Origin of the sequence: Blastococcus sp. HT6-30 (assembly GCF_039729015.1) — a bacterium.
In the GTDB taxonomy this organism is placed as follows: domain Bacteria; phylum Actinomycetota; class Actinomycetes; order Mycobacteriales; family Geodermatophilaceae; genus Blastococcus.
Genome location: NZ_CP155792.1, coordinates 110,079 through 132,715, shown reverse-complemented (window position 1 = coordinate 132,715; position 22,637 = coordinate 110,079). Strand labels below are relative to the sequence as shown.

The following is a 22,637-nucleotide window of genomic DNA, read 5'->3' as shown; positions in this document are numbered from 1 at the left end:
GCATGCCCGCACCGATCGAGGTCCGCAAGGTCCCGCTGCACAACGTCTCCGACGCCTCGGAGCTGGCCAAGCTCATCGACGACGGCGTCATGGACGCCGACCGCGTCGTCGCGGTCATCGGCAAGACCGAGGGCAACGGCGGGATCAACGACTACACCCGGATCATCGCCGACCGCGCGTTCCGCGAGGTACTCATGGAGAAGGGCAGCCGGTCGAAGGAGGAGGTCGGGGACATCCCGATCGTGTGGTCCGGCGGCACCGACGGCGTCATCAGCCCGCACGCGACCGTTTTCGCGACCCTCCCCGAGGAGGCCGTCGAGAAGACCGACGAGCCGCGGCTGACCGTGGGATACGCGATGAGCGACGTCCTGCTGCCCGAGGACATCGGCCGCGTCGCCATGGTGGAGAAGGTGGCCGCCGGCGTGAGGAAGGCGATGGCCGAGGCCGGCATCACCGACCCGGCCGACGTGCACTACGTGCAGACCAAGACGCCGCTGCTCACGATCGACACGATCCGCGACGCCCACGAGCGCGGCCAGACCACCATCCTGGAGGAGCCCCACGGCTCCATGGACATCTCCAACGGCACGACGGCGCTGGGCATCGCGGTGGCGCTCGGCGAGATCGAGATGCCGACGCAGGACCAGATCATGCGCGACCTGTCCCTGTACTCCTCGGTCGCGTCCTGCTCGTCGGGCGTGGAGCTGGACCGGGCGCAGATCGTCGTCGTCGGCAACGCCCGCGGCCACGGCGGCACCTACCGCGTCGGCCACTCCGTGATGAAGGATGCTCTCGACCAGGACGGCATCTGGGCGGCGATCCGCGACGCCGGCCTGGAGCTGCCCGAGCGGCCGCACCACACCGACCTCGGCGACCGCCTGGTCAACGTCTTCCTCAAGTGCGAGGCCTCCCCCGACGGGAAGGTCCGCGGCCGGCGCAACGCGATGCTCGACGACTCCGACGTCTCCTGGCACCGCCAGATCAAGGCGTGCGTCGGCGGCGTGACGGCGTCGGTCACCGGTGACCCGGCGGTCTTCGTCTCGGTCGCCGCGGTGCACCAGGGCCCGTCGGGCGGCGGCCCGGTCGCCGCGATCGTCAGGGCGTGACGACAGCCCGGGAGCATCGCAGCGAGGAGCGGACCGGGGCGCGCGGTCGCGCCGGCATCGAGGCCTGACCACCGGGTGACGCAGGAGGAGGGGGCCGGGACGTCGTCCCGGCGCCCTCCTCCTGCGCATCCGGGGCGGACGCCGGGCCAGGAGCCGGCGGAGGCGACGTGGTGCAGGACGACGGTGTCGAACCGCTCCCCGACACGGCGCAGGAACTCGGCAGCGAGTGGTCGATGACGGTCCCGCCCGGGGTGAAGGCGGTGCCGGGCACGATCCGCTCGAGTCGTGGACGAACGGATCGCGGCGCTGCAGGCCGCGAGCGAGTCGATCACCGAGTTCGTCCGCCTGGTCACGGCCATCAGCCAGCAGAGCCGTCTCCTGCCGCTCAACGCCTCCGTGGAGGCCGCGCGGTGCTGGCCGCGGTCCACGCCGGCGACGTGTACACCGGCGCAGCCACCGTTGCCGACCGGCCCTACTTCACCGCGTACGCCGGCCTGCACGACGAGGCCGGCGTCCTCATCGGGATGCTGTACGTCGGGCTGCCCATGGACGCCATGCCGGGCTCCACGGGCTGACGGCTCCCCGGCGGAACGGCCCGTCGGTCCAGCGTCGTCCTCTAGGTTGGACGCCGCTGGAGGGACAGGCGGCAGCTCGCGGCCGGACGAGGGGGACGTGGTGGACCGGTCGGAGCGCTTCCACCAGGCGCTGCCCGCCCTCGCCCTGGCCCTGGTGGTGCTCGCGGAGATCCTCAGTGGCCGCGGCCAGGTGGTGCTCGGGCTGGCTGTGATCGCGCCGCTGGTGGCCGCGACCGCGCTGAGCCGGCGGGCGACCGTCGCCTACGGGGCGGCCGCCTTCGTCGTCGGCACGCTGCTGGGCCTCTACGAGCAGCAGTACACCGCCGAGACGGCGGTGGCCCAGAGCGTCCGGCTCGTCGCCGTCGCCCTCGCCGGGGTGCTCGCCGTCGCCACCTGCGAGCTGCGGCTGCGCCGGGAGGCGCAGCTGGCCCGCCTCGGCGCCGAGGCGGCGGCGACGCGCGCCGCCGTCCGGACCGGCGAGACGCTGCAGCGGGCCCTGCTCGGCGACGCCCCGCGGGTGCCCGGCATGGAGACCGCCGCCCGCTACCTGCCGGGCGCGCGGGAGGCCCAGGTCGGCGGGGACTGGTACGACGCCTTCCCGCTCGCCGACGGCCGCACCATGCTCGTCATCGGCGACGTCGCCGGGCACGACGCCCCCGCCGCGGCCACGATGGCCCAGACCCGCGGCATGCTGCGGGCCCTGGCCCGGTCGGGGCACACCTCGCCGGCGGCCGCCCTCACCGCGCTGGACGACGTCCTGGCCGGGCTGTCGCTGGAGACCCTGGTGACCGTCGCCGTGGCCACCGTGGACGTGCGTGGTCTCGCCGCCGGCGCCGTCCCGCTGCGCTGGTCCAACGCAGGGCACCCGCCGCCGGTGCTCGTCCGCGCCGACGGCAGCGCCGAGGTGCTCCAGCGGGTGCCCGACCGGCTGCTCGGGACCACGCCCACCGACGCCCCGCGCAGCGACCACGAGCTCGTGCTGCACCGCGGGGACACGCTGCTGCTCTACACCGACGGCCTGATCGAGCGGCGCGGCATGACGCTCGACGACGGCACCGCCTGGCTGGTGCGGGCGCTGCGGCAACTGGGGCGCGAGCCGCTGGACCGGATGTGCGACGGGCTGCTGAGCGCCCTGGGCACCCGGGGCGACGACGACATCGCGCTGCTGGCGGTCCGGCTCCCCGCCTGACCGTGCGCCGGAAATCCGCGCGCAGCGTGCCCCCGTGGCCCGGATACCGCACGATGGATCCACCGCCCGACACGGACGGGGCCCGGTGCGGCGACGACGCCGTCACCCCACGTCAGGAGATCCGATGAGACCTGCCCGCGTGCTCGCCGCCCTCCTCGCCACCTCCCTGCTGACCGCGTGCGGCGGTGAGGACTCCGGATCCGGCGGCGGGGACGCCGCGGGCGACTTCCCGACGCAGAACGTCCGGCTGCTCGTCCCCTACACAGCCGGCGGGCCGACCGACATCGCGGCGCGCGCCCTCGCCGCGCACATGGAGCAGGAGCTCGACGAGTCGGTCGTCGTCGAGAACCTCCCGGGCGCCTCGGGCGCCACCGCCTACCAGCAGCTGATCCAGGCCGAGGCCGACGGGCACACCCTCTCCATGACCGCGCTGCCGACCGCGGTCCTGAACTACCTGAGCAACGACGTCGGGTACACGCGCGAGGACTTCACGCCGATCGGCGTCGTCACCCGCGTGCCGTCGGGGATCGTGGTGCCGGCCGACTCGCCGTACCAGGACCTGGCGTCGCTCTTCGGGGCCGCGCAGGCCGAGCCCGGGTCGATCACCGTGGGCACGCCCGGCGCCACGAACACGCACGCCGCCGAGACCCGGCGGATCACCCAGCTCTACGACGTGCCCCTGACCGTGGTGCCGTTCGAGGGCAACTCGGAGGTGCAGACGGCGCTGCTGGGCGAGAACGTCAGCGCCGGGTTCGTGAACCTCTCGCAGGACATGCTGCCGGCGATCGAGTCCGGTGACCTCCGGGTGCTCGCCGTCGGTAGCGAGGAACCACTTCCCTACGTCGACGCGCCGACGTTCGTCGAGGAGGGCTTCCCCGAGCTGGTGCAGAGCACGACCACCTTCGGGGTCATCGCGCCCGCCGGCGTCCCGGACGAGGTGCGCCAGACCGTCGAGGACACGCTGCGCAGCGCGGCGGAGGAGCCGTCCGTGGTGGAGACGCTGGGCGAGCGGTACGTGCCCGAGGAGTTCATCGGCGGCGAGGGCCTGCAGGAGCTGTTCGTCGAGACCGAGGAGACCTTCCGCGACGTGATGGCCGGGTGACCGACGGGGGGGTCAGCCGTCCGGCGCCGACGCGGCGTCCACCACGGTCAGGAACTGCGGGGGGACGGTGTCGACGAGCCACACGCCGTTGGCCGAGCGGCTGAAGGAGGACCCGCCGGCGGCCATGCCGGCGGCGTCCACCCGGAGCACGACCGGGCGGCCCCGCCGGCCGCCCACGGCCCGGGCGGTGACGACGTCGGCGGAGAGGTGCACCGCGTGCCGGCGCCCCGGCCGCAGCCCCTCGGCGAGGATGGCCGGGAGGACGCGCTCGACCGTGCCGTGGAACAGCACCTCCGGCGGCTGCTCGGGTCCGTAGCCGAGGTCCACGGCGACGCTGTGCCCCTGGCTGGCCCGGATCCGCGTGCCGGTCGGGTCGAAGGCGAACCGGCGCTTGTCGTTCGTGGCGACGACGAGCTCGAGCTGCTCCCTGGAGATCCGCAGCGCGGCGAGCAGCTGGCCGACGTCGGCCCAGCCGGCGTCGTCGAGAGTGAGCCCCACCGAGTCGGGGCGGTGCCGCAGCACGAACGACAGCCGCTTGCTCATCCGGACGACGTCCATCTCGGCCTCCCGGGCGTCAGCCGCAGCGGAACAGGACGAACGCGACGTCGTCGTCCGGCGCGTCACCGAGCAACCGCTCGGTGAGCCTCGTCTTCAGCTCGGCGGGACCGAGGTGCCGCCCCGCCACCAGCGCCTCCGCGGCCCGGCCGATCCCCTCGTCCAGCGCCTCGTCCCGCCGCTCGACCAGGCCGTCGGTGTAGAGCAGCAGCGTGGAGCCGGCGGGCAGCGCGACCTCCGCCTCGGGGCGGCGGGCCCCCGCCACGACGGCGAGCGGGAGGGCGCTCCCGCCCTCCAGCAGGTGGACGGCGCCGCCGTCCTCCACGAGCATCGCCGGCGGATGCCCGGCGCTGCTGTAGCAGAGGCTGCCCGCACGAGGGTCGATGACGGCGCAGAACACGGTGCTCACGGCCGCACCGGGGACCAGCGCCGCGAACCGGTCGAGGGCCGACAGCACGTGGGCGGGCGACCGGCTCTCCAGCAGCAGCGCCCGGCCGGCGCTGCGCAGCTGGCCCATCACGGCCGCGGCGGGCAGGCCGCGGCCGACGACGTCGCCGACGACCACGCCGTAGCCGCCGCCGGGCAGGTCCACCACGTCGTACCAGTCGCCGCCCACCTCCAGCGTGCCGCTGGCCGGTTCGTAGTGGACGGCGAAGCCCTCGGGCAGCACGGTCGGACCGAGGACCGCGCGCTGCAGGGTCACGGCGACGTCGGTGAAGAACTGCGCTCGCGCCTGGTCCGACCGCGCCCGCTCCTCGGCCCGGCGGCGCTCGGCCGCGACCGCCTGCGCATCGGCGACCGCCGCGGCGACCTGCCCGGCCGCCAGGGCCATGAAGATGCGATAGCCCTCGTCCAGGGGGAGGTGCGGGCTGGCGCCCAGGACCAGCGCGCCGATCGGCCGCTCGGCACCGGCGGCGGTGAGCGGTAGGACGACCGCGGTGCGGACGTCGGCCTGCCCGGCGGGGCTCGCGGCGGCGCTGGACAGCCCCGGCAGGAGCGCGGCCAGCGAGGTCACCGTCTGCGCCTCCCCGGTCGCCATCGCGCGGAGCACCTGCCCGGGGACGACGCCGCCGGCCGGCTCCCCGCGCACGTCGAGGCCCTGCCCGGCGACGAACCGCGGGGTCCCGTCGTCGCCGTCGGCCAGGTAGACCAGACCGAAGGGGCAGTCCGCCCGGGCATCGGCGAGCACCCCGAGCGCGGTCGACACCGCTTCGGTCGTGTCCCCGTGCGAGGCGCGCGGCAGGCTGCCCAGCCGCTGCAGGACGCCGAGCCGGCGGGCCGCCAGTACGCGCTGGGTGGTCTCGACGACCGTGTCGAGCAGGCCGACCACCTGGCCACCCGGCTCGAGGACCGGGCTGAACGAGAAGGAGAAGTAGGTCTCCTCCTCGTAGCCGTGCCGCGTCATGACCAGGGGCAGGTCCTCGGAGTACGTGGCTCGTCCGGCCATCACCTCGGCGACCATCGGCTCGAGGGCGGCCCAGATGTCGGACCAGACGTCGCGCGCCGACCGGCCCAGCGCGGCGGGGTGCCGGGCGCCGAGCATGGGGGCGTAGCCGTCGTTGTAGATCATGACGAGCTCCGGGCCCCACATGAGCAGGAACGGGAACCGCGAGTTGAGCGTGGTGCTGACCGCCGTCCGGAGCGTCGGTGACCAGTCTGCCTGAGGCCCGAGGGCGGTCGTCCCCCAGTCGTGCTCGAGAACCAGTCGTTGCAGCCCGGTCCGGGGACCGCTGGAAATCAGCTCCGCCAGGTGCCTGTTCAGCTTCGCTCCCCCACGCGGTCGGGGCGCTGCGCCGTTCCAGCGGCCGCTCGATCGTGTACCGAGCATCATCGCATCCGCGTGACGGACAGGCTAATTGGGCACTACCTACCGCATCTCCACGGGGGTCCGCAGGACGTCGCCGCGCGTCGCGTCGGACCACGACACCGGGCCGATCCGCGGACCGCGCGGCGCCCCTCCTCGCCGCCGTCGACGACCTGCTCGCGGCGGCCCGACCCGGCTGGATCGGGGCGAGATCGCCGATCTCGCCAATTTTCCCGGCCGGATGGGGGCGAGATCGCCGATCTCGCCCAGAGGCCTCAGCCGGCGAACCAGCTGTCCGGCGGTAGGTCGGGCCCGGGCCGGTGCTGTTCACCTCGCGGGGCGGGCGGCGCCCACGCCAGAGTGTCACGACGTCCTCGGCCGCGCGGGACGACGACCCGGAGCGGACCCTCGGGCGGCAGCGGGTGCAGCCACCAGTCCAGCTCCAGCTCCAGCTCCCCGCCGGAGCCTGACCCCTGGCTGAGCACGATGCCGTCGTCGAGCTCGTCCGCGGAGCCGACCGTGCTGGCCCGCCGGCCGTCGGCGAACTGCACGCCGAGCAGGAAGCGCCGCGGACCGGGCCCGTGCGACCCATGAGGTGGTGCAGCCGGTCCAGCTGGTGGTCCCCGCAGGCGCGCACCCGCACGACCAGGGTGAACGACAGCCCCGCCGAGTAGACCTGGAGGCCGACGAGCGCGATCGCGGCGTCGTCCGTGCGCGCCAGCAGCGCCTTCACCGGCAGGGCGGCCGGGATTCCGTTCGTCCGGGGCCACCGGAGCCCGACTCGGGATCTGCGCGCACCGTCCGCCAGGTGGCCACCACCGCGGGTCGGTGCGCAGCTCCCGCCCGGGGGTCAGCGGGAGTAGTACTCCACGACCAGCTGCTCCTCGCAGACGACCGGGACCTCCTCGCGGTTCGGCGTCCGCTCGTAGCGGGCCACCAGATCGGCCAGCCGCACCTCGAGGTACTTCGGCGCCTCGGCGTGCGCGCCGGAGGCGGCGACGACGAACGGCTCCCTGGTGCGGGACTTCTCCGCGATCTGCACGAAGTCACCCGGCTCGAGCCGGTAGGAGGGCCGGTCGACGCGCTTGCCGTTGACCAGCACGTGCTGGTGGGTGACGAACTGGCGAGCCTGGTAGATCGTGCGGGCGAAGCCGGCGCGCAGGACGGTGGCGTCGAGCCGCGACTCGAGGTCCTGGATCAGGGCCTCACCGGTCTTGCCGCCCGACCGCCTGGCGCGGTCGAAGGCCGCTCGCAGCTGCGTCTCGCTGATGTCGTACTGGGCGCGCAGGCGCTGCTTCTCCCTGAGGCGGGTGGAGTAGTCGCTGTCCTTGCGACGCTTCCGCCCGTGCTCGCCCGGCGGGTACGGGCGGCGCTCGAAGTACTGGGCGGACTTCGGCGTGAGGGGGATGCCCAGCGCGCGACTGAGCCGGACCTTGGGACGGGGCGTGTTCACTCAGATCTCCAACTTGGCGGTGGCGGAGGCGACCGCCACCCGCGACGGCGACGTCCCCGCGCGGCTGACCACCCCGGGCAAGGCGCCGTTCCGTTGCGCCACCCGGTTCGTGAGCTCGTGCAGGAGACGGGCGTGACAACCCCCGTGCACGGTCAGGACATTCCCGGGTGCCATTCGCCGCCTCGCTGGACGACGTGGACGGATTTGCCTCCGCCGTGCCCCACCTGCCCACCTGCGGCCCCGCTTCAGTTCCGCCCGGGCCTCCCGCCCGGGGCGGACGGCACGCCCCACGGCGACACGCCGGCCAACCGGCCTCGGGCGGCATCCCGCCCCGATAGCCTGCGCGGGTTCCAAGACGCGTCCGTTCTAGAAGGAAAGGGGGCCAATGATGGTGGAGAACCCGGGGGTGGACTACCCGGAGCCACGGACGGTGGTGGACCTGCTGGCCACCAGCAGGGGCGACGTCCTGATGAGCCTGGTCGAGTCGTCGGGCAGCGCCGAGATCGTGGTGTCGATCGCCGAGGACCGCTCGAGACGGCGGGTGCGGCTGGAGCCCGGTGAGCACGTCGAGGTGATCTGGCGCGGACCCGAGGAGCTGCGGTCCCTCCCGACCGCGCTCGTCGCCGCGGAGCTCGGCCCGCCGCAGTGGCGGCTGCGCCCCGTCGGCCCTTCCATCCGGGGCCAGCGCCGGTCCGCGGTGCGAGCGCCGCTGACCCTGCAGGTGCGGATGACCGTCGGCACCGACGCCCCGGGTCCTGCCGGCCGGCTCAGGCCTTCCGCGCCTCCTCGGCGAGCGCGACCAGGGCCTGCTCGAAGCACTGCTGCGGGGGCTGCACCAGCCCGGCGCCGACCTGGCCGGTGCCGGCGATCCGCCCGGCCATGCCGGTGTTGATCTGCGGCAGCCAGCCGGTGCGGGCGACCTTGAGCACGTCGATGCCGGTCGGTGACCCACGGAAGCCCATGATAGGGATCGCCATCGCCGGGTTCTCGGCGAGCGTCAGCTGGTACATGCGCTCCGTCGTCGCCAGGGCATCGGGGACGGTGCCGCCGACGAACCGGACGATCGCCGGGGCCGCGGCCATGGCGAAGCCGCCGATGCCGTAGGTCTCCATGATCGCGGAGTCGCCGATGTCGGGGTTGGCGTCGTCGGGGCCGTAGTCGCCCAGGAAGAGCCCGACCGGGGTGTTCGCCGGGCCGGTGAACCAACGGTCGCCGGTGCCGGCGGCCTGGATGCCGAACTCCGTGCCGTTGCGCGACATCACGGTGAGCATCGTGGAGCCGGGGACGTCGCGGGCGGCGTCGAGCGCGAGCTTCGCCGTCGGCATGCCGAGGTTGAGGAAGAAGTGCTCGTTGCCGCCGATGAATCGCAGCACCGCGGCGATGTCCGACGACGGCACGCCCTCCACCGCGACGATCGACGGCGACAGCTCGCGCAGCGCCATCAGCGAGCCGGCGCGGTTGCGGTTGTGCCCCTCGTCGCCCATCTGGAGCATCTGCGCCAGCACGGCCTTCACGTCGAGCGGGTCGTTGCCGGCGTCGATCGAGCCGCGCACGGCCTTGGACAGCACCGGCCCCAGCACGTCGCGCATCCAGCGCAGCCGGGCCTGCACCTCCTCGTTGAAGGCGCCCATCCGCAGCACCTTGCCGAGGCCCTCGTTTAGGTTGCAGAACGCCTGCCCGCCGGTGACCGGGTCCTCCAGGCACCACATCCACATCGACGGGCTGGTGACGCCGGCCATCGGGCCCACGGTGCGGTGGTGGTGGCAGGGGTCGAGGGTCACCGCGCCGGTGGAGAGCAGGATCTCCGCCTCCTCGACGTCCGCCGCCCACCCCTCGAACAGGCAGGCGCCGATCAGCGCGCCGCGCATGGGGCCGGAGGCGTTCTCCCACTCCAGCGGCGGGCCGGAGTGCAGGAGCATCCGGTCGGCCAGGCCGATGACCTCGCGGGCGGGCCGGACGTCGACCAGCACCGCCCCGGCGGCGAGCAGCCGCTCCACCGCGGTGCGGTTGGCGGCGGCGCGGCGGGTGTCCAGGGCGAGCGCGGCGAGGTCGTCCGGGTCGCCGAAGCCCGGCGGCCGCCAGTCGACGTCGGCCACCTCGGCGCCCTGGGCGCGCAGCGCGTCGGAGAAGACATCGACGCCGGCCGCCACGATGGACGGCGGGCCGGAGAGCAGGTTCCCGAGGTTCATGCGGATGCTCCCAGCAGGTCGAGGGCGTACCGCGTGGCCGCGGCGTTGGACGAGAAGACGGCACAGCCGGCGGCGGCCAGGGCGTCGGCCTGGCGCGACCAGCCCTGCGGATCGCCCTCGGTGCCGATCAGCGCGACGACGACCGGCAGATGCTTCTGCGCCCGGGCCGCCCGCAGCGCAGGGACCAGCGCGCCGGCCGGATCGGGGTCGGCCCCGTACCCGAGGACGACGTCGAGCAGCAGGACCGCCGGCTCGTCGGCGGCGGCGACGCCGGCGATGGCCTCCAGCCGCAGCGTCGGGTCGATCATCGGGTGCGCGCGGCCCACGGTGAGGGCGTCGTCGCCGAAGTCGACGACCAGGTGGCCGGAGGCGGACAGGTCCGTGCCGAGGTCGAGCTCCGGCTCCAGCGGGGTGTTCGAGCGGATGCCGCCGAGCGCCGGGGCGGCGATCAACATGGCCTCGTCGGCGAGCGTGCCGCCGGAGTAGAGGCCCTTGAGCGCCGCGCCGGGAACGGCGGCCTCCGCGGGCCCGGGGCGCGACGGCCACACCGGGACGTCGAGCCCCATGTCGGTCAGCAGCGCCTCGACGGCGGCGGTGAGGTCCGGGGTCTCCGCCGACAGCGCGGCGCTGCGGACGGGCACGGAGAGCCCGTCGGCGAACGACGTCACCGCGGCGGCGACCGAGGGCGCCGGTGGCTTGGACACCACCAGCACCCGCTCGGTGGCGGGGTCGGCGTCCAGCGCGGCGAGCGCGTCCAGGGTGGCCAGCCCACCGACCTCCTCCTTGAGGTCGCGGCCGCCGACGCCGAGCACGTGGGAGACCCCGACGCCGGCCATGTCGAGCAGGCAGGACACCTGCTGGGCGCCCGTGCCCGACGCGGCGACGAGCCCGACCGGGCCGGGGCGGACGACGTTGGCGAAGCCGAGGGCGACGCCGGAGACGATCGCGGTGCCGCAGTCGGGCCCCATGACGAGCACGCCGGCGTCGTGGGCGGCGCGCTTGAGCGCGACCTCGTGCTCGACGGGGACGCCGTCGGAGAAGACCAGCACGCTGCGGCCGGCGGCGATGGCGTCGGCGGCCTCGGCGACGGCGTACTGGCCGGGGACGCTCACGATGGCCAGCGCCGGGGAGTCGGGCGCGAGCTCGTCGAGCCCGGCCCCGACCGTGCGGTGCGCGACGGCGGTGGCGCTGCCGGTGGAGCGCTCCCGCTCGGCCAGCGCGGCGTCGACGTCGGCGAGCGCATCGGCCAGCGCGGCGTCGTCCTCGGCGCGGACGGCGATCAGGAGCTGCTCGGGCGAGGCGTCGCCGGCAGGGGCGAGCCCCATGTTCGCGGCGAGCTCCAGGTTCAGCGGCGTCGCCATGGCGACGAGCACGGCCGAGACGCCGTCGCGGGCGCCGACGCGGCGGCTCACCTGCATCAACTTCACCGAGTCGGCGTAGACCCCGGATCGCAGCTGCACCGAGACCGCGGCGTCTCCACCGGAGGGGGCTGAGGGGCTCATCCTCGAAACCGTACCGACAGATCTCTCAGCGGTGAAGTATCGGCATCTGCCTGCAATAACGATTTAGCATTGAGGTACTTCCGCCCACCGGGTGGGGCGTGCCACATTGACGCCTCCCGGTGGGGACGACGACCCGTCGCCCGACACCGCACCGCATCGAAAGTGCACGTCGAGGAGGCACTCATGGCGTTCGGGTGGAAGCTCTACGGGGACGGCAAGACGCCCCCGCTCGGGGAGGCCGTCGCACCCGACGAGCGCCTCTCCTGGCCACGCACGGTCGGCATCGGCGCGCAGCACGTCGTCGCGATGTTCGGGGCGACGTTCGTCTTCCCGATCGTCATGGGGCTGGACCCCAACCTCGCCATCATGATGAGCGGCGTCGCGACGATCATCTTCCTGCTGATCGTGAAGAACCGGGTGCCGAGCTACCTCGGCACCAGCGCCGCCTTCGTCGGCGGTGTGGCCGCGATCCGGGCCAACGGCGGTGACTCCAGCGACGTCGTCGGCGCGCTGCTGGTCGCCGGCGTCGTCCTCGCCCTGGTCGGTCTGCTGATCCACTTCGCGGGTCTGGGCGTCATCAACCGGGTGCTCCCGCCGGCCGTCACCGGCGCGGTGGTCATGCTCATCGGCTTCAACCTCGCCCCGGTCGCCGCCGGCGTGTACTGGCCGCAGGACCAGTGGGTCGCGCTGGCCACGATGGCCTTCGTCATCGTCGCCTCGCTCGCCCTGCGCGGCTTCCTCGCCCGCATCTCGATCCTGCTCGGCCTGATCTTCGGCTACCTGCTGTCGGTCCTGCTGGACGCCACCGCCGGCCAGATCACCTCGGTCGACGGCACGGGCGCGGTCAGCACCCGGGACCGGATCAACTTCGACTCGGTCGCCGGCGCCGACTGGTTCGGCTTCCCCGACTTCACCGGGCCGAGCTTCTCGCTCAACTTCTCGCTGCTGGTGATCCCCGCGGTGATCGCCCTGGTGGCGGAGAACGCCGGCCACGTCAAGGCCGTCTCCGAGATGACCAAGCGCGACCTCGACCCGTACATGGGCCGTGCCGTCGCGGCCGACGGCATCGCGACCGTCGTCGCCACCTCCGTCGGCGGCTCCCCCACCACCACCTACGCCGAGAACATCGGCGTGATGGCTGCCACCCGCGTGTACTCGACGGCGGCCTACTACGTGGCCGCGCTCGTCGCCATCCTGCTGGGCCTGATCCCCAAGTTCGGCGCGCTGATCAACATCGTCCCGGGCGGCGTGCTCGGCGGCATCACCGTGGTCCTCTACGGGATGATCGGCCTGCTGGGCGCCAAGATCTGGAAGGAGAACCGGGTCGACTTCGCCAACCCGATCAACCTCGTGCCGCTCGCGGCCGGGATCATCATCGGCATCGGCAACGTCACCCTGACCTTCACCGACGAGTACGTGCTCAACGGCATCGCGCTGGGCTCGATCGTCGCGGTCGTCGCCTGGCACGTGGCGCGGGCGCTGGCGCCGGCCGAGATGAAGGCGGCGCTGCTCCGCGAGGGCGCGCACCCGGCCGCCGGCAGCACCTTCGGGCACGGCGTCGGCGACGAGGTCAGCTCCGACCCGTCGTCGGTGGACGAGGTCGGCCGCCCCGGCGTCCTCGACGGCAAGACCCCGGGCTCGGACGCACACCGCCGCTGACGCCCGCACCACCCCCGCCGCCCCCGGCGCCCGGACGACACCGTCCGGGCGCCGGGGGCGGCGTGCGTCCGGAGGCGTCGCCGAGGACGTGCGGTGCCGAATACGGGCGGTTGGGGAGGAGCGGGCGGCGCTAAGCGGCCGCCGTTACGAAGTTTTAGCGCTGAGGTACTTTCGCCCGCCTCCACCCGGGTGACAGAGTGACTCCTCCGCAGCCGCTCGCACGGAGGTGACCGCAGCCGGTGAAACCCGCCCCCTTCCGCTACGCCGACCCAGGCTCCCTGGACGAGGCCCTCGAGGTCCTCGCCGAGGAGGGCGCCAAGGTGCTCGCCGGGGGCCAGTCGCTCCTGCCGCTCCTCTCGATGCGCCTCGCCGCGCCGGCCACACTCGTGGACATCAACCGGGTCCCGGGCCTGGGCTCCGTCGAGGCCACCGACGACGGCGTCACCGTGGGGGCGCTGGTCCGCCACCACGCCCTCCTGCACGACGACGGCGCCGCCCGGGTCCAGCCCCTGCTGGCCCGCGCCACGGCGAACGTCGCCCACCCGGCGATCCGGAACCGAGGAACCACCGTCGGGTCGATCGCGCACGCCGACCCGTCGGGCGAGATGACGTCGGTGCTCGCCCTGACCGGCGGCTCCGTCACGGTGGCGACCGCGGCGGGCAGCGAGACCGTCGGGTGGCGGGACCTCTTCGTCGGCCCACTGGAGACGTCGATCACCGGGCCCGCCGTCGTCACCTCCGCCTTCTTCCCCGCCCTGCCGGCCCACTCGGGCACCGCGTTCGCCGAGGTCGCCCGCCGCAAGGGCGACTACGCGGTCTGCGGCGCGGGCGTCGTCGTCACGCTGGACGCCGACCGGCGGGTGGAGTCGGCACGCGCCTCCTACGTCTCGGTGGGCCTGACCCCCGAGGTGCATGATCTGACCGAGGCCGTCGCCGGGTCGCCGGTGGAGAAGGCCGACTGGGCCGCTGCCGGCGCGCTGGCGCGGACACTGGTGGACCCGGACACCGACATCCACGCCAGCGCCGACTACCGGCGCCTGCTGGTGGGTGTGCTCACCGAACGAACTCTGGCCGAGGCTGCCGCCGAAGCCGCTGGGAGGGCCGCATGACCGCCGTCGACACCGAGCGGACCATCACCGTCACCGTGAACGGTGTTCCCCGTGAAGCCACCGTGCCGGTGCGCCGGCTGCTGTCCGACGCCCTGCGGCACGACCTGGGGCTGACCGGCACCCACGTCGGCTGCGAGCACGGCGTCTGCGGAGCGTGCACGGTGATCGTCGACGGCGCTCCGGTGCGCTCGTGCCTGATGCTCGCCGTCCAGGTGCACGGGTCGGAGGTGCGCACCGTGGAGGGGCTGGCGCACGACGACCACCAGGGCGGCCAGGTGCTGCACCCGGTGCAGGAGGCCTTCCGCGAGTGCCACGCCCTGCAGTGCGGGTTCTGCACGCCGGGCTTCCTGATGACGATCGCGGCCGGGCTCGAGGGGCGCGACAACTCGGTGGAGATCACCGAGGAGGAGGTGGACGAGATGGTCGGCGGCAACCTCTGCCGGTGCACCGGCTACGCCAACATCAAGAAGGCCGTGCACACCGCGGCCGCCGCGATGAAGGACGACGCGTGACGACGAAGCTCTTCGGCGAGCCGGTCCGCCGGCGCGAGGACCAGCGGCTGATCACCGGCAAGGGCCGCTACCTGGACGACATCGGCTCGCAGGCGCTGGCCGCCGCGTTCGTGCGCTCGCCGCACGCGCACGCCCGCATCGTCTCCGTCGACGTCGACGAGGCGCTGGACGTCGAGGGTCTGGTGGCCATCTACACCTACGAGGACCTGACCGGCCCGATGGCCGAGCCGCTGCCGGTGCTCATCCCGCACCCGCAGCTGCACGCCCCGCGCACCGGGTTCCCGCTCGCGAACGGCGAGGTGAACCACGTCGGCGAGCCCGTCGTCATGGTGGTGGCCACCGACCGGTACGTGGCCGAGGACGCCGTCGAGAAGATCGTCGTCACGTACGAGGAGCTGCCCGTCGTCGTCGGCGTGGACGCCGCCCGCGCGGCGCGCAACGCGGTGCACGAGGAGATCCCGGACAACGTCGCGGCCCGGCACCACCAGGAGACCGGTGACGTCGAGCCGGTGCTGGCCGCCTCGCCCCGCACGCTGAGTTTCACCCAGTACATCGAACGCAGCGCCTGCATGCCCATGGAGGGCAAGGGCGTGCACGCCCGCTGGGACGCCGACGACTCCTCGCTGCGCGTCTACACGAGCACCCAGGCGTCGACGTCGGTACGCGCGGCGATCGCGGCGAAGTTGAGCCTCTCGCTGGACAAGGTCGAGGTGATCGCGCCTGACGTCGGCGGCGGCTTCGGCGTGAAGATCGTGCACCCGTGGCCCGAGGAGCTGCTGGTGCCGATGGCCGCCATCGCCCTGGGCCAGGAGGTGAAGTGGGCCGAGGACCGGCGCGAGCACTTCATCGGCTCGGCGCACGAGCGCCAGCAGCGGCAGGAGATCACCGTCGGGTACGACGACGACGGCCGGATCACCGCCCTCGACGTGCACATCTGGCACGACAACGGCGCTTACACGCCCTACGGGATCATCGTGCCGATCGTGACGGCGACCCAGCTGGTCGGGCCGTACGCGCTGCCGGTGTACCGGGTGATCGTGGAGTCGGTGTTCACCAACACCGTCATCGTGACGCCGTACCGCGGCGCCGGGCGGCCGCAGGGCTGCTACGCGATGGAGCGGACGATGGACCGCATCGCCGACGAGCTGGGCCTGGACCGGGCGCTGGTGCGCGAGCGGAACCTGATCCAGCCCGATCAGTTCCCCTACGAGCACCACCTGACGTTCCAGGACGGCCGGCCGGTCATCTACGACTCGGGCGACTACCCGGGGCTGATGGTGAAGCTCAAGGACCTCGTGGGCTGGTCCTCGGTGGACGAGCTCCGAGCCGGAGCCGAGGCGCGCGGGAAGCTGCTCGGCGTCGGGATGGCGCTGTACGTGGAGGGCACCGGGCCCGGGCCGTACGAGGGCGGGCACGTGCAGGTGCTGGGTTCGGGCAAGGTGCTGGTGTCCACCGGGCTCACCTCGCAGGGACAGGGGCACGAGACGGCGTTCGCGCAGATCGTCGCCTCCGAGCTCGGTGTGCCGATCGAGGACGTCGAGGTGACCACCGGCGACACCCGGCGCTTCGGCTACGCCGTCGGCACGTTCGCCTCGCGGGCCGCGGTGATGAGCGGCAACGCGATCGCACTGGCCGCGCGCGGGGTGCGGGAGAAGGCGCTGCGGATCGCCGCCGAGGTGCTGGAGGCGTCGCCCGAGGACCTGGAGATCGACGAGGGCCTCGTGCAGGTGAAGGGCGTGCCGGGCACGTCGATCCCGCTGCGCACGGTGGCGGTGCTGTCGAACCCGCTGCGGTACGCCTTCGACGAGGCGGCCCGGCAGGCGACGCAGTTCGCCGGCCCGGGGGACGACTCCAAGCCGCCGGTGGCGCCGGGCGATGCGCCGGGGCTGGAGCACCGCGACTACTACTCGCCGATCCGGTCGACGTTCGCCTCCGGGGCGCACGCGGCGATCGTGGAGATCGACCCGGCGACGTGGGAGATCGACGTCGTGAAGTACGCGGTGGTGCACGACTGCGGCAACGTGGTGAACCCGATGATCGTCGAGGGCCAGGTGCACGGCGGCGTGGCCCAGGGCGTCGGCGGGGCGCTGTACGAGCGGATGGCCTACGACGCCGACGGGCAGCTGCAGAACGCCTCGTTCATGGACTTCCTGATGCCCTACGCGTCGGAGGTCCCGGACATCGACATCGACCACCAGCAGACGCCGTCGCCGCTGAACCCGCTGGGCATCAAGGGCGCCGGCGAGGCCGGCGTCATCCCGGGGACGGCGGCCCTGGCCTCGGCGATCGAGGATGCGGTGGGACGGCGGATCGCCTCGATGCCGATCTCGCCGACCGAGCTGTACGACCTGGTGCGTTCCCCTGATTCGGAGAAGACCGCTGCGGCCGGGCGCCGGGCGGGGACTGGAGTGATGGCGTGAACCTGGACGGCTCTGCGGTTCTCTCGGGCGACCCGGAGAAGGTGTGGTCGGTGATCACCGACCCGGCCGTGCTGGCGCGCACGATCCCGGGCTGCGAATCGCTGGAGCAGGTCGGGGACGACGAGTACAAGATGAACGTCTCCGTCGGCGTCGGCGCGATCCGCGGCACGTACGCCGGTGAGGTGAAGCTGTCCGACAAGCAGCACCCGGCGTCCTACGTGATGCACGCATCCGGCGCCGGCGCCCCGGGGAACGCACGGGCGACGGTGACGATCAACCTCTCGCCCGCCGAGGACGGCAGGACCAACCTGACCTACTCGGCCGACGCCGTGATCGGCGGGCCGGTGGCCGGCGTGGGCCAGCGGATGATCACCGGCGTGGCCAAGCGGATGGCCGGCCAGTTCTTCAAGGCGATCGACGACGAGCTGACCGGCGCCGTTGCGGCTACCCCGGCAGCGGCCCGGCCGACGGCCGCTGCGGTCAGCGGCACGTCGGTCTCTGCTTCCACTGGGGAGCAGAGCCCGACTGCTGCACCCCCCGTGTTCGCCGGCACGGCCGCCGGCCTTCCGGCGGGAACGTCCAGCGATGCGCAGACGCTCGCGCTGGGCGCCGCCGGCGGTGCCCTGCTGACGCTGATCGGTGTCCTCGTCGGCTACCGCCTCGGCCGCCGGGTGTAGTGCCGTCGCCCGTCCTGTGATCCGTGTCAGGGTCGGGCGCCGACGTCGTCGGCGAGCTGTCCTCCGACCACCGACCCTGGCGGACTCCCGTCATCCGGGCCATGCCGGCGGGGACGGAGCGGAACAGGACGGGGAACGCGGGCGCTGACGACGGCGGACGTCCGACGAAGGAGGCTCCGCATGCCCAAGACCTGGTTCATCACCGGCGCATCCCGTGGCTTCGGCCGCGAATGGTCGATCGCCGCCCTCGAGCGCGGTGACGCCGTCGCCGCCACCGCCCGGAACACCGACAGCCTCGCCGACCTGGTGCGGCAGTTCGGCGACAGGGTGCTGCCGGTCGAGCTCGACGTCGACGACCGCGATGCCGTCTTCGCGGCCGTGCAGCAGGCGCACGACCACTTCGGCGCGCTGGACGTCGTCGTCAACAACGCGGGCTACGGCCAGTTCGGCATGGTCGAGGAGATCAGCGAGGCCGAGGCCCGCGCCCAGTTCGACACCAACGTCCTCGGCGCCCTGTTCGTCACCCAGGCCGCCCTGCCCTACCTGCGGGCCCAGCGCTCCGGCCACATCCTGCAGGTCAGCAGCATCGGTGGGATCAGCGCGTTCCCGAACATCGGCATCTACCACGCCTCCAAGTGGGCGCTGGAGGGGTTCAGCCAGTCGCTGGCCGCGGAGGTCGCCGACTTCGGCATCAAGGTGACGATCATCGAGCCAGGCGCCTACGCCACCGAGTGGGGCGGTGCCTCGGCCAAGCACGCCACCCCGAACCCGGCCTACGACGACTTCCGCGAGAAGGCGGCCGAGCAGCGGAAGGCCCGCGCCGGCAACCCGGGCGACCCGCTCGCCACCCGCGAGGCGGTGCTGCAGCTCGTCGATGCGGAGAACCCGCCGCTGCGGATCTTCTTCGGCGACGGCCCGCTGGCGATCGCCGAGCGCGACTACGAGTCCCGGCTGGCCGAGTGGCGCGCATGGGAGCCGCTCTCCAAGGCGGCGCACGGCAGCAAGAGCTGAGCCGGGGCGGGCCACGCCGGGGACCGTGCCCGCTGGGCAGGTGATCAGCACGTACCGAGGGCTGTCCGCGAGTCGGTCCGGGCAGCCCTCGGTGCGTGCTCGTCGGCGTCAGCCCGCGAGCAGCCGCCGGGTCTGGCGGCCGAGGGCGACCAGCGAGCCGTCCTCCGCACTGGTGCGACCCGGGAGCGGCTGACCGTCCGGCTGAACGCCCTCGTGAGCGCCGGCGTGCTGGAGCGTCGCGAGTACAGCCAGAGCCCGCCGCGGGCCGACTACCACCTGACGAAGGCCGGCCGGGACCTCCTCCCGGTGCTGCAGGCGCTCATGCAGTGGGGTGACCGCCACGTCGCCGACACCCCGCCGGTCGAGCTGCACCACCACGGGCACCGCATCTCGGCCTCCTGGGTGTGCGACGTCTGCGGCGAGCCGGTGGGGCGCGACACCGAGCGGCACGTTCCCGGCGGGCACTGACCGGACGCGCCTCGCGCGGGGGACGAGGGCTCCGGCCACCACCGGCAGGAGCCGGGCGGCGCCGAACTCCCTCAGCCCAGGGCGGCGTAGACGGCGCGGACGTAGGTCTCGCTCCGCGGAGAACCGATCAACCCGCTGCCCATCCTGTTCATCATGTAGCTGATCGTCAGCCGCCGGTCGAGGTCCATCACCGCCAGCGAGCCACCCCAGCCGCCCCAGAAGAACGTCCGGCCCGTGGGCACGTAGGGGACCGTCGGGGAGCCCAGGCAGAAGCCCATCCCCCACCGGAACGGCGCGCCGAGCACCAGGTCCTCGCCGTCGGCCTGCTGGTCGAACACCTTCTCGACCGTCTCCGGCGACAGCAGCCGCACGCCACCGGCCTCGCCACCCAGCGAGAGGGTCCGCAGCACCCGCATGACGCCGCGGGCGTTGGAGTGCCCGTTCAGCGCGCCCAGGTCGGCGGCCCGCCACTCCGGGGAGTTCGCCGCCTTCGCCGACGCCGTCGGCCCGGTGAAGGTCTTGACGCTCACCGACCCGGGGTCCAGCGTGCGCGGGTCGACGTCGGGCCGCGGTGGGGGCACCACCGGCGCGATCCGGGACACCTCCGACTCGCGCGCCCCGATCTGGAAGTCCGCCCCCAGCGGATCGGCGACGTTGTCGGCGACGAACTTCTTGAACGTCGTGTTCGTGATCCGCCGGATGACCTCGCCGACCAGGTGCCCCTGGTTGTTGGCGTGGTAGCCCGAGGCCGTTCCCGGCTCCCACCAGGGACGCTGCTGGGCCAGCCGCTCGGTGGCCGAAGGCCAGTCGTACATGTCGCGGATGGAGAACGGCTGCTCCCAGCCCGAGACGCCGGAGGTGTGCGAGAGCAGATGGCGCACCTGGACGTGCTTCTTGCCCTTGGCGCAGAACTCCGGCCAGTAGTCGCCCACCGGCGCGTAGAGGTCCAGCTCGCCGCGCTCGACCAGCAGCAGCGCCGACAGCGCCAGCACGCACTTGGTCGTCGACCAGACGTTGACGATGGTGTGCTCGGACCACGGCTGGGTGCGGGCCTCGTCCCGGTAGCCGCCCCAGAGGTCGACGACGGTCTCGCCGTCGAGGTCGACGGCGATCGACGCGCCGAGCTCCTCGCCGTCCAGCTGCTGCGCCAGCGCCTCGCGCACCCCGGCGAACCGCTCGTCGCACCTGCCGTGGACCTCCGCCATGAGCCCTCCTCGTCGTCGCCCCCGACTGCCGCCTGCTGTGGATGAGACCACCACACACTCGCCGCCCGGACCGGCGCCCGCCACCGCGCGAGCCCGCTCGCCGAGAAGAGCGCCCGTTCGGCCGGGTGGACCGCCGGCAGCCCCGGACGACGTCGGCTCCCCGGTCGAGCGGCAGCGGGTACCGCGCCACGTGGTGCGGCTACGCCCCGGCCGGCTCCGTTCTCATCGGCGGAGATCCCGGCCAGTGATGGAATGCTCAACCATCGGTGCCCGTTGCCCCGCCCGGAACGACCACTCGAGCAGCACGGAGGAATCGACATGGCACGGATCGGCGTGTTCGGCGGAACCGGTTACGCGGGCGGCGCGCTCGTCGCCGAGGCGGCCCGGCGGGGTCACGCGGTGACCTCCTACAGCCGGAGCCTCCCCGACCAGCGGGTCGACGGCGTCGAGTACGTGGCGGGGTCGCTGCTGGACGAGGGCACCCGCCGCGCCGCCGTCGAGGCCGCCGACGTGATCGTGGTCGCCGTCGCCCCCCGCGGGGACATGGCCGGCTCCGTGCGCGGTGGCATCGCCGCCCTGGCCGCCGACGCCGAGCGGGCCGGCGTCCGGCTGGGCGTCATCGGCGGTGCCGGGTCGCTGCAGGTCAGCGAGGGGGGACCGCTGCTGTTCGACACCGCCGAGTTCCCCGCCGACTACCGCCCCGAGAGCCTGGAGATGGCCGGGGCCCTGGACGACCTGCGGGCCACCGAAACCCTCGACTGGTTCTACCTCTGCCCGCCGGCGGGCTACGGCGCCTTCGCCCCCGGGGAGCCGCGGGGCACCTACCGGGTGGGCGACGACGTCCTGCTGACCGACGAGCAGGGCAACTCCTTCATCGGCGGCGCAGACTTCGCCCTCGCCCTGGTCGACGAGATCGAGCGGCCGGCCCACCGCCGGGCGCGTTTCACCGTCGCCTACTGATCCGCGGGACCCGGGGCGTGCACCGGGACCGGGTCGTCCAGGTCCTCGCGCGGAGCTCCGTTCAGCCGTCGGTACGGCCGGCGGCGCGGGTACACATCGGCCCGGTCAGGCGCGCGCGGTCCGCCGGCGCTGGGAGCTCTTCGCCCCGTACATGGCGCGGTCGGCGCGGGCGATCACGTCGTCGGCCGCCTCGTCGGGGTGCCCGACGGCCAGACCCACGCTGACCCCGATGACCAGCGGTCCGTCCGGCCCGGGGAAGGGCACGCCGAGCCGGGCGACGACGCGGCGGGAGAGGTCGGCGAGCTCCTGCTCGTCGCTGCGGGGGCTGAGGATGACGAACTCGTCGCCGCCGAAGCGCGCCACCAGGTGGTCCGTTCCGGCCACCTCCACCAGGCGGGTGGCCGCCTCGGCGAGCAGCCGGTCGCCGACCCCGTGCCCGTACTCGTCGTTGACCGTCTTGAAGTCGTCGAGGTCGCAGAACAGCACCCCGCAGCCGCCCGATCCGAGCTGGACGGCGAGCATGTCGAACAGCGCGCCCCGATTGGCCACGCCGGTGAGCAGGTCGGTCCGGGTCTGCTCGTGCAGCCGGGCTTCGCGCGCCCGGTCGTCGGTGACGTCGAGGCCGACGCAGGCGATCCCGTAGGGCCGCCCGTCGTCGTCGAGCAGGACGGTGTTGCGCATGGCCACCCGGCGCAGCTCGCCCCGGGCGTCGATCCAGTCGGCCTCCTGCGGGTGAGCTTTCCCGCTCGCGATCGCCAGGCGCACGGCGTCCTCGGCGTACGGCACGTCGGCCGGGGTCACCCACACGTCGATGAACCGCCGGCCGACCAGCGCGTCGCCGTCGCGGCCGGTGAAGCGCTGCAGTGCCGGGTTGGCGAGCACGATGCGGCCCTCGGCGTCGATGATGCACAGCAGCGCGTCCACCGCCTGCACGAAGGCGTGCGCCATCTGCACCTCAAGCAGGGCAGGGCCGGCCTCGCCCTGCTGGGCCGAGCCTCCCTGCGCCTTCATCAGGCCTCACTCCTGGCAGTCATCAGACGAATTCGTTCCGCACCCGGAGCTGCGAACATACGACGCCGCGGCGTTCCGCGGACCCTTTCCGGGGCTGCCCCGCCACCCCGGGTTGCCTAACGTGGATCGC

General features: G+C 73.5%; 20 protein-coding genes. 12 read left to right on the top strand and 8 right to left on the bottom strand.

Features of this window, described 5'->3' with window-relative positions; genetic code table 11:
• Window positions 1-2 precede the first annotated feature (2 nt).
• The 4 genes from ABC795_RS00615 (at window position 3) to ABC795_RS00600 (ending at window position 3,972) form a co-directional block, all read left to right on the top strand.
• Complete coding sequence (locus tag ABC795_RS00615) at window positions 3-1,106, top strand: ring-opening amidohydrolase (RefSeq protein ID WP_347058849.1); 1,104 nt, start codon at window positions 3-5, stop codon at window positions 1,104-1,106.
• 410 nt (window positions 1,107-1,516) lie between these two features.
• Window positions 1,517-1,681 carry a Cache 3/Cache 2 fusion domain-containing protein gene (locus ABC795_RS00610; RefSeq protein WP_347058847.1) on the top strand — a complete coding sequence of 55 codons (165 nt, stop codon included), beginning with the start codon at window positions 1,517-1,519 and terminating at the stop codon, window positions 1,679-1,681.
• Window positions 1,682-1,778: 97 nt separating this feature from the next.
• Window positions 1,779-2,870, top strand: coding sequence for a PP2C family protein-serine/threonine phosphatase (locus ABC795_RS00605; protein WP_347058846.1), 1,092 nt, complete (start codon window positions 1,779-1,781; stop codon window positions 2,868-2,870).
• Between the two features lie 124 nt (window positions 2,871-2,994).
• A complete protein-coding gene (locus ABC795_RS00600) occupies window positions 2,995-3,972 on the top strand; it encodes a tripartite tricarboxylate transporter substrate binding protein (RefSeq protein ID WP_347058845.1) in 978 nt (325 codons plus the stop codon).
• Between the two features lie 12 nt (window positions 3,973-3,984).
• Here the strand turns inward: ABC795_RS00600 and ABC795_RS00595 are convergent, their stop codons facing one another.
• The 6 genes from ABC795_RS00595 to ABC795_RS00570 all read right to left on the bottom strand — a co-directional run bounded on the left by ABC795_RS00595 (window position 3,985) and on the right by ABC795_RS00570 (window position 11,475).
• Window positions 3,985-4,530 (bottom strand): RNA 2'-phosphotransferase, encoded by a 546-nt coding sequence (locus ABC795_RS00595; protein ID WP_347058844.1) that lies wholly within the window; start codon window positions 4,528-4,530, stop codon window positions 3,985-3,987.
• Between the two features lie 16 nt (window positions 4,531-4,546).
• A complete protein-coding gene (locus tag ABC795_RS00590) occupies window positions 4,547-6,097 on the bottom strand; it encodes a SpoIIE family protein phosphatase (protein WP_347058843.1) in 1,551 nt (516 codons plus the stop codon).
• Between the two features lie 509 nt (window positions 6,098-6,606).
• Complete coding sequence (locus tag ABC795_RS00585) at window positions 6,607-6,882, bottom strand: hypothetical protein (RefSeq protein ID WP_347058842.1); 276 nt, start codon at window positions 6,880-6,882, stop codon at window positions 6,607-6,609.
• Window positions 6,883-7,181: 299 nt separating this feature from the next.
• On the bottom strand, window positions 7,182-7,784 hold the full coding sequence (gene rpsD / locus ABC795_RS00580; protein WP_347058841.1) for a 30S ribosomal protein S4: 603 nt from the start codon (window positions 7,782-7,784) through the stop codon (window positions 7,182-7,184).
• Between the two features lie 767 nt (window positions 7,785-8,551).
• Window positions 8,552-9,973, bottom strand: coding sequence for a DUF1116 domain-containing protein (locus ABC795_RS00575; RefSeq protein ID WP_347058840.1), 1,422 nt, complete (start codon window positions 9,971-9,973; stop codon window positions 8,552-8,554).
• Window positions 9,970-11,475, bottom strand: a complete 1,506-nt coding sequence (locus tag ABC795_RS00570; RefSeq protein WP_347058839.1) for an FdrA family protein — start codon at window positions 11,473-11,475, stop codon at window positions 9,970-9,972. The genes ABC795_RS00575 and ABC795_RS00570 overlap by 4 nt, the downstream gene beginning before the upstream one ends.
• A 183-nt stretch (window positions 11,476-11,658) precedes the next feature.
• On the opposite strand from ABC795_RS00570, the gene ABC795_RS00565 reads away from it, so the two are divergent.
• The 7 genes from ABC795_RS00565 (at window position 11,659) to ABC795_RS00535 (ending at window position 19,331) form a co-directional block, all read left to right on the top strand.
• Window positions 11,659-13,134, top strand: coding sequence for a solute carrier family 23 protein (locus tag ABC795_RS00565; protein WP_347058838.1), 1,476 nt, complete (start codon window positions 11,659-11,661; stop codon window positions 13,132-13,134).
• Window positions 13,135-13,373: 239 nt separating this feature from the next.
• Window positions 13,374-14,243 (top strand): FAD binding domain-containing protein, encoded by an 870-nt coding sequence (locus ABC795_RS00560; protein ID WP_347058836.1) that lies wholly within the window; start codon window positions 13,374-13,376, stop codon window positions 14,241-14,243.
• Window positions 14,240-14,755 carry a (2Fe-2S)-binding protein gene (locus ABC795_RS00555; protein ID WP_347058834.1) on the top strand — a complete coding sequence of 172 codons (516 nt, stop codon included), beginning with the start codon at window positions 14,240-14,242 and terminating at the stop codon, window positions 14,753-14,755. The genes ABC795_RS00560 and ABC795_RS00555 overlap by 4 nt, the downstream gene beginning before the upstream one ends.
• Window positions 14,752-17,175, top strand: coding sequence for an aerobic carbon-monoxide dehydrogenase large subunit (gene cutA / locus ABC795_RS00550; RefSeq protein WP_347058833.1), 2,424 nt, complete (start codon window positions 14,752-14,754; stop codon window positions 17,173-17,175). The genes ABC795_RS00555 and cutA overlap by 4 nt, the downstream gene beginning before the upstream one ends.
• The gene (locus ABC795_RS00545; protein WP_347058832.1) at window positions 17,172-17,852 is read left to right on the top strand and encodes a carbon monoxide dehydrogenase subunit G; all 681 of its coding nucleotides are present in this window, start codon (window positions 17,172-17,174) and stop codon (window positions 17,850-17,852) included. The genes cutA and ABC795_RS00545 overlap by 4 nt, the downstream gene beginning before the upstream one ends.
• Before the next feature lie 180 nt (window positions 17,853-18,032).
• Window positions 18,033-18,863 (top strand): SDR family oxidoreductase, encoded by an 831-nt coding sequence (locus tag ABC795_RS00540; protein WP_347058831.1) that lies wholly within the window; start codon window positions 18,033-18,035, stop codon window positions 18,861-18,863.
• 132 nt (window positions 18,864-18,995) lie between these two features.
• On the top strand, window positions 18,996-19,331 hold the full coding sequence (locus tag ABC795_RS00535) for a helix-turn-helix domain-containing protein (RefSeq protein WP_347060662.1): 336 nt from the start codon (window positions 18,996-18,998) through the stop codon (window positions 19,329-19,331).
• A 71-nt stretch (window positions 19,332-19,402) separates the two neighbouring features.
• Here ABC795_RS00535 and ABC795_RS00530 read toward each other — a convergent pair whose 3' ends face one another.
• Window positions 19,403-20,536, bottom strand: a complete 1,134-nt coding sequence (locus ABC795_RS00530; protein ID WP_347058830.1) for a serine hydrolase domain-containing protein — start codon at window positions 20,534-20,536, stop codon at window positions 19,403-19,405.
• Between the two features lie 318 nt (window positions 20,537-20,854).
• Between ABC795_RS00530 and ABC795_RS00525 the strand changes: the two genes are divergently transcribed.
• Window positions 20,855-21,496, top strand: coding sequence for an NAD(P)H-binding protein (locus tag ABC795_RS00525; protein WP_347058829.1), 642 nt, complete (start codon window positions 20,855-20,857; stop codon window positions 21,494-21,496).
• A 105-nt stretch (window positions 21,497-21,601) separates the two neighbouring features.
• Here the strand turns inward: ABC795_RS00525 and ABC795_RS00520 are convergent, their stop codons facing one another.
• The gene (locus ABC795_RS00520; protein ID WP_347058828.1) at window positions 21,602-22,507 is read right to left on the bottom strand and encodes a diguanylate cyclase; all 906 of its coding nucleotides are present in this window, start codon (window positions 22,505-22,507) and stop codon (window positions 21,602-21,604) included.
• Between the last annotated feature and the right edge of the window lie 130 nt (window positions 22,508-22,637).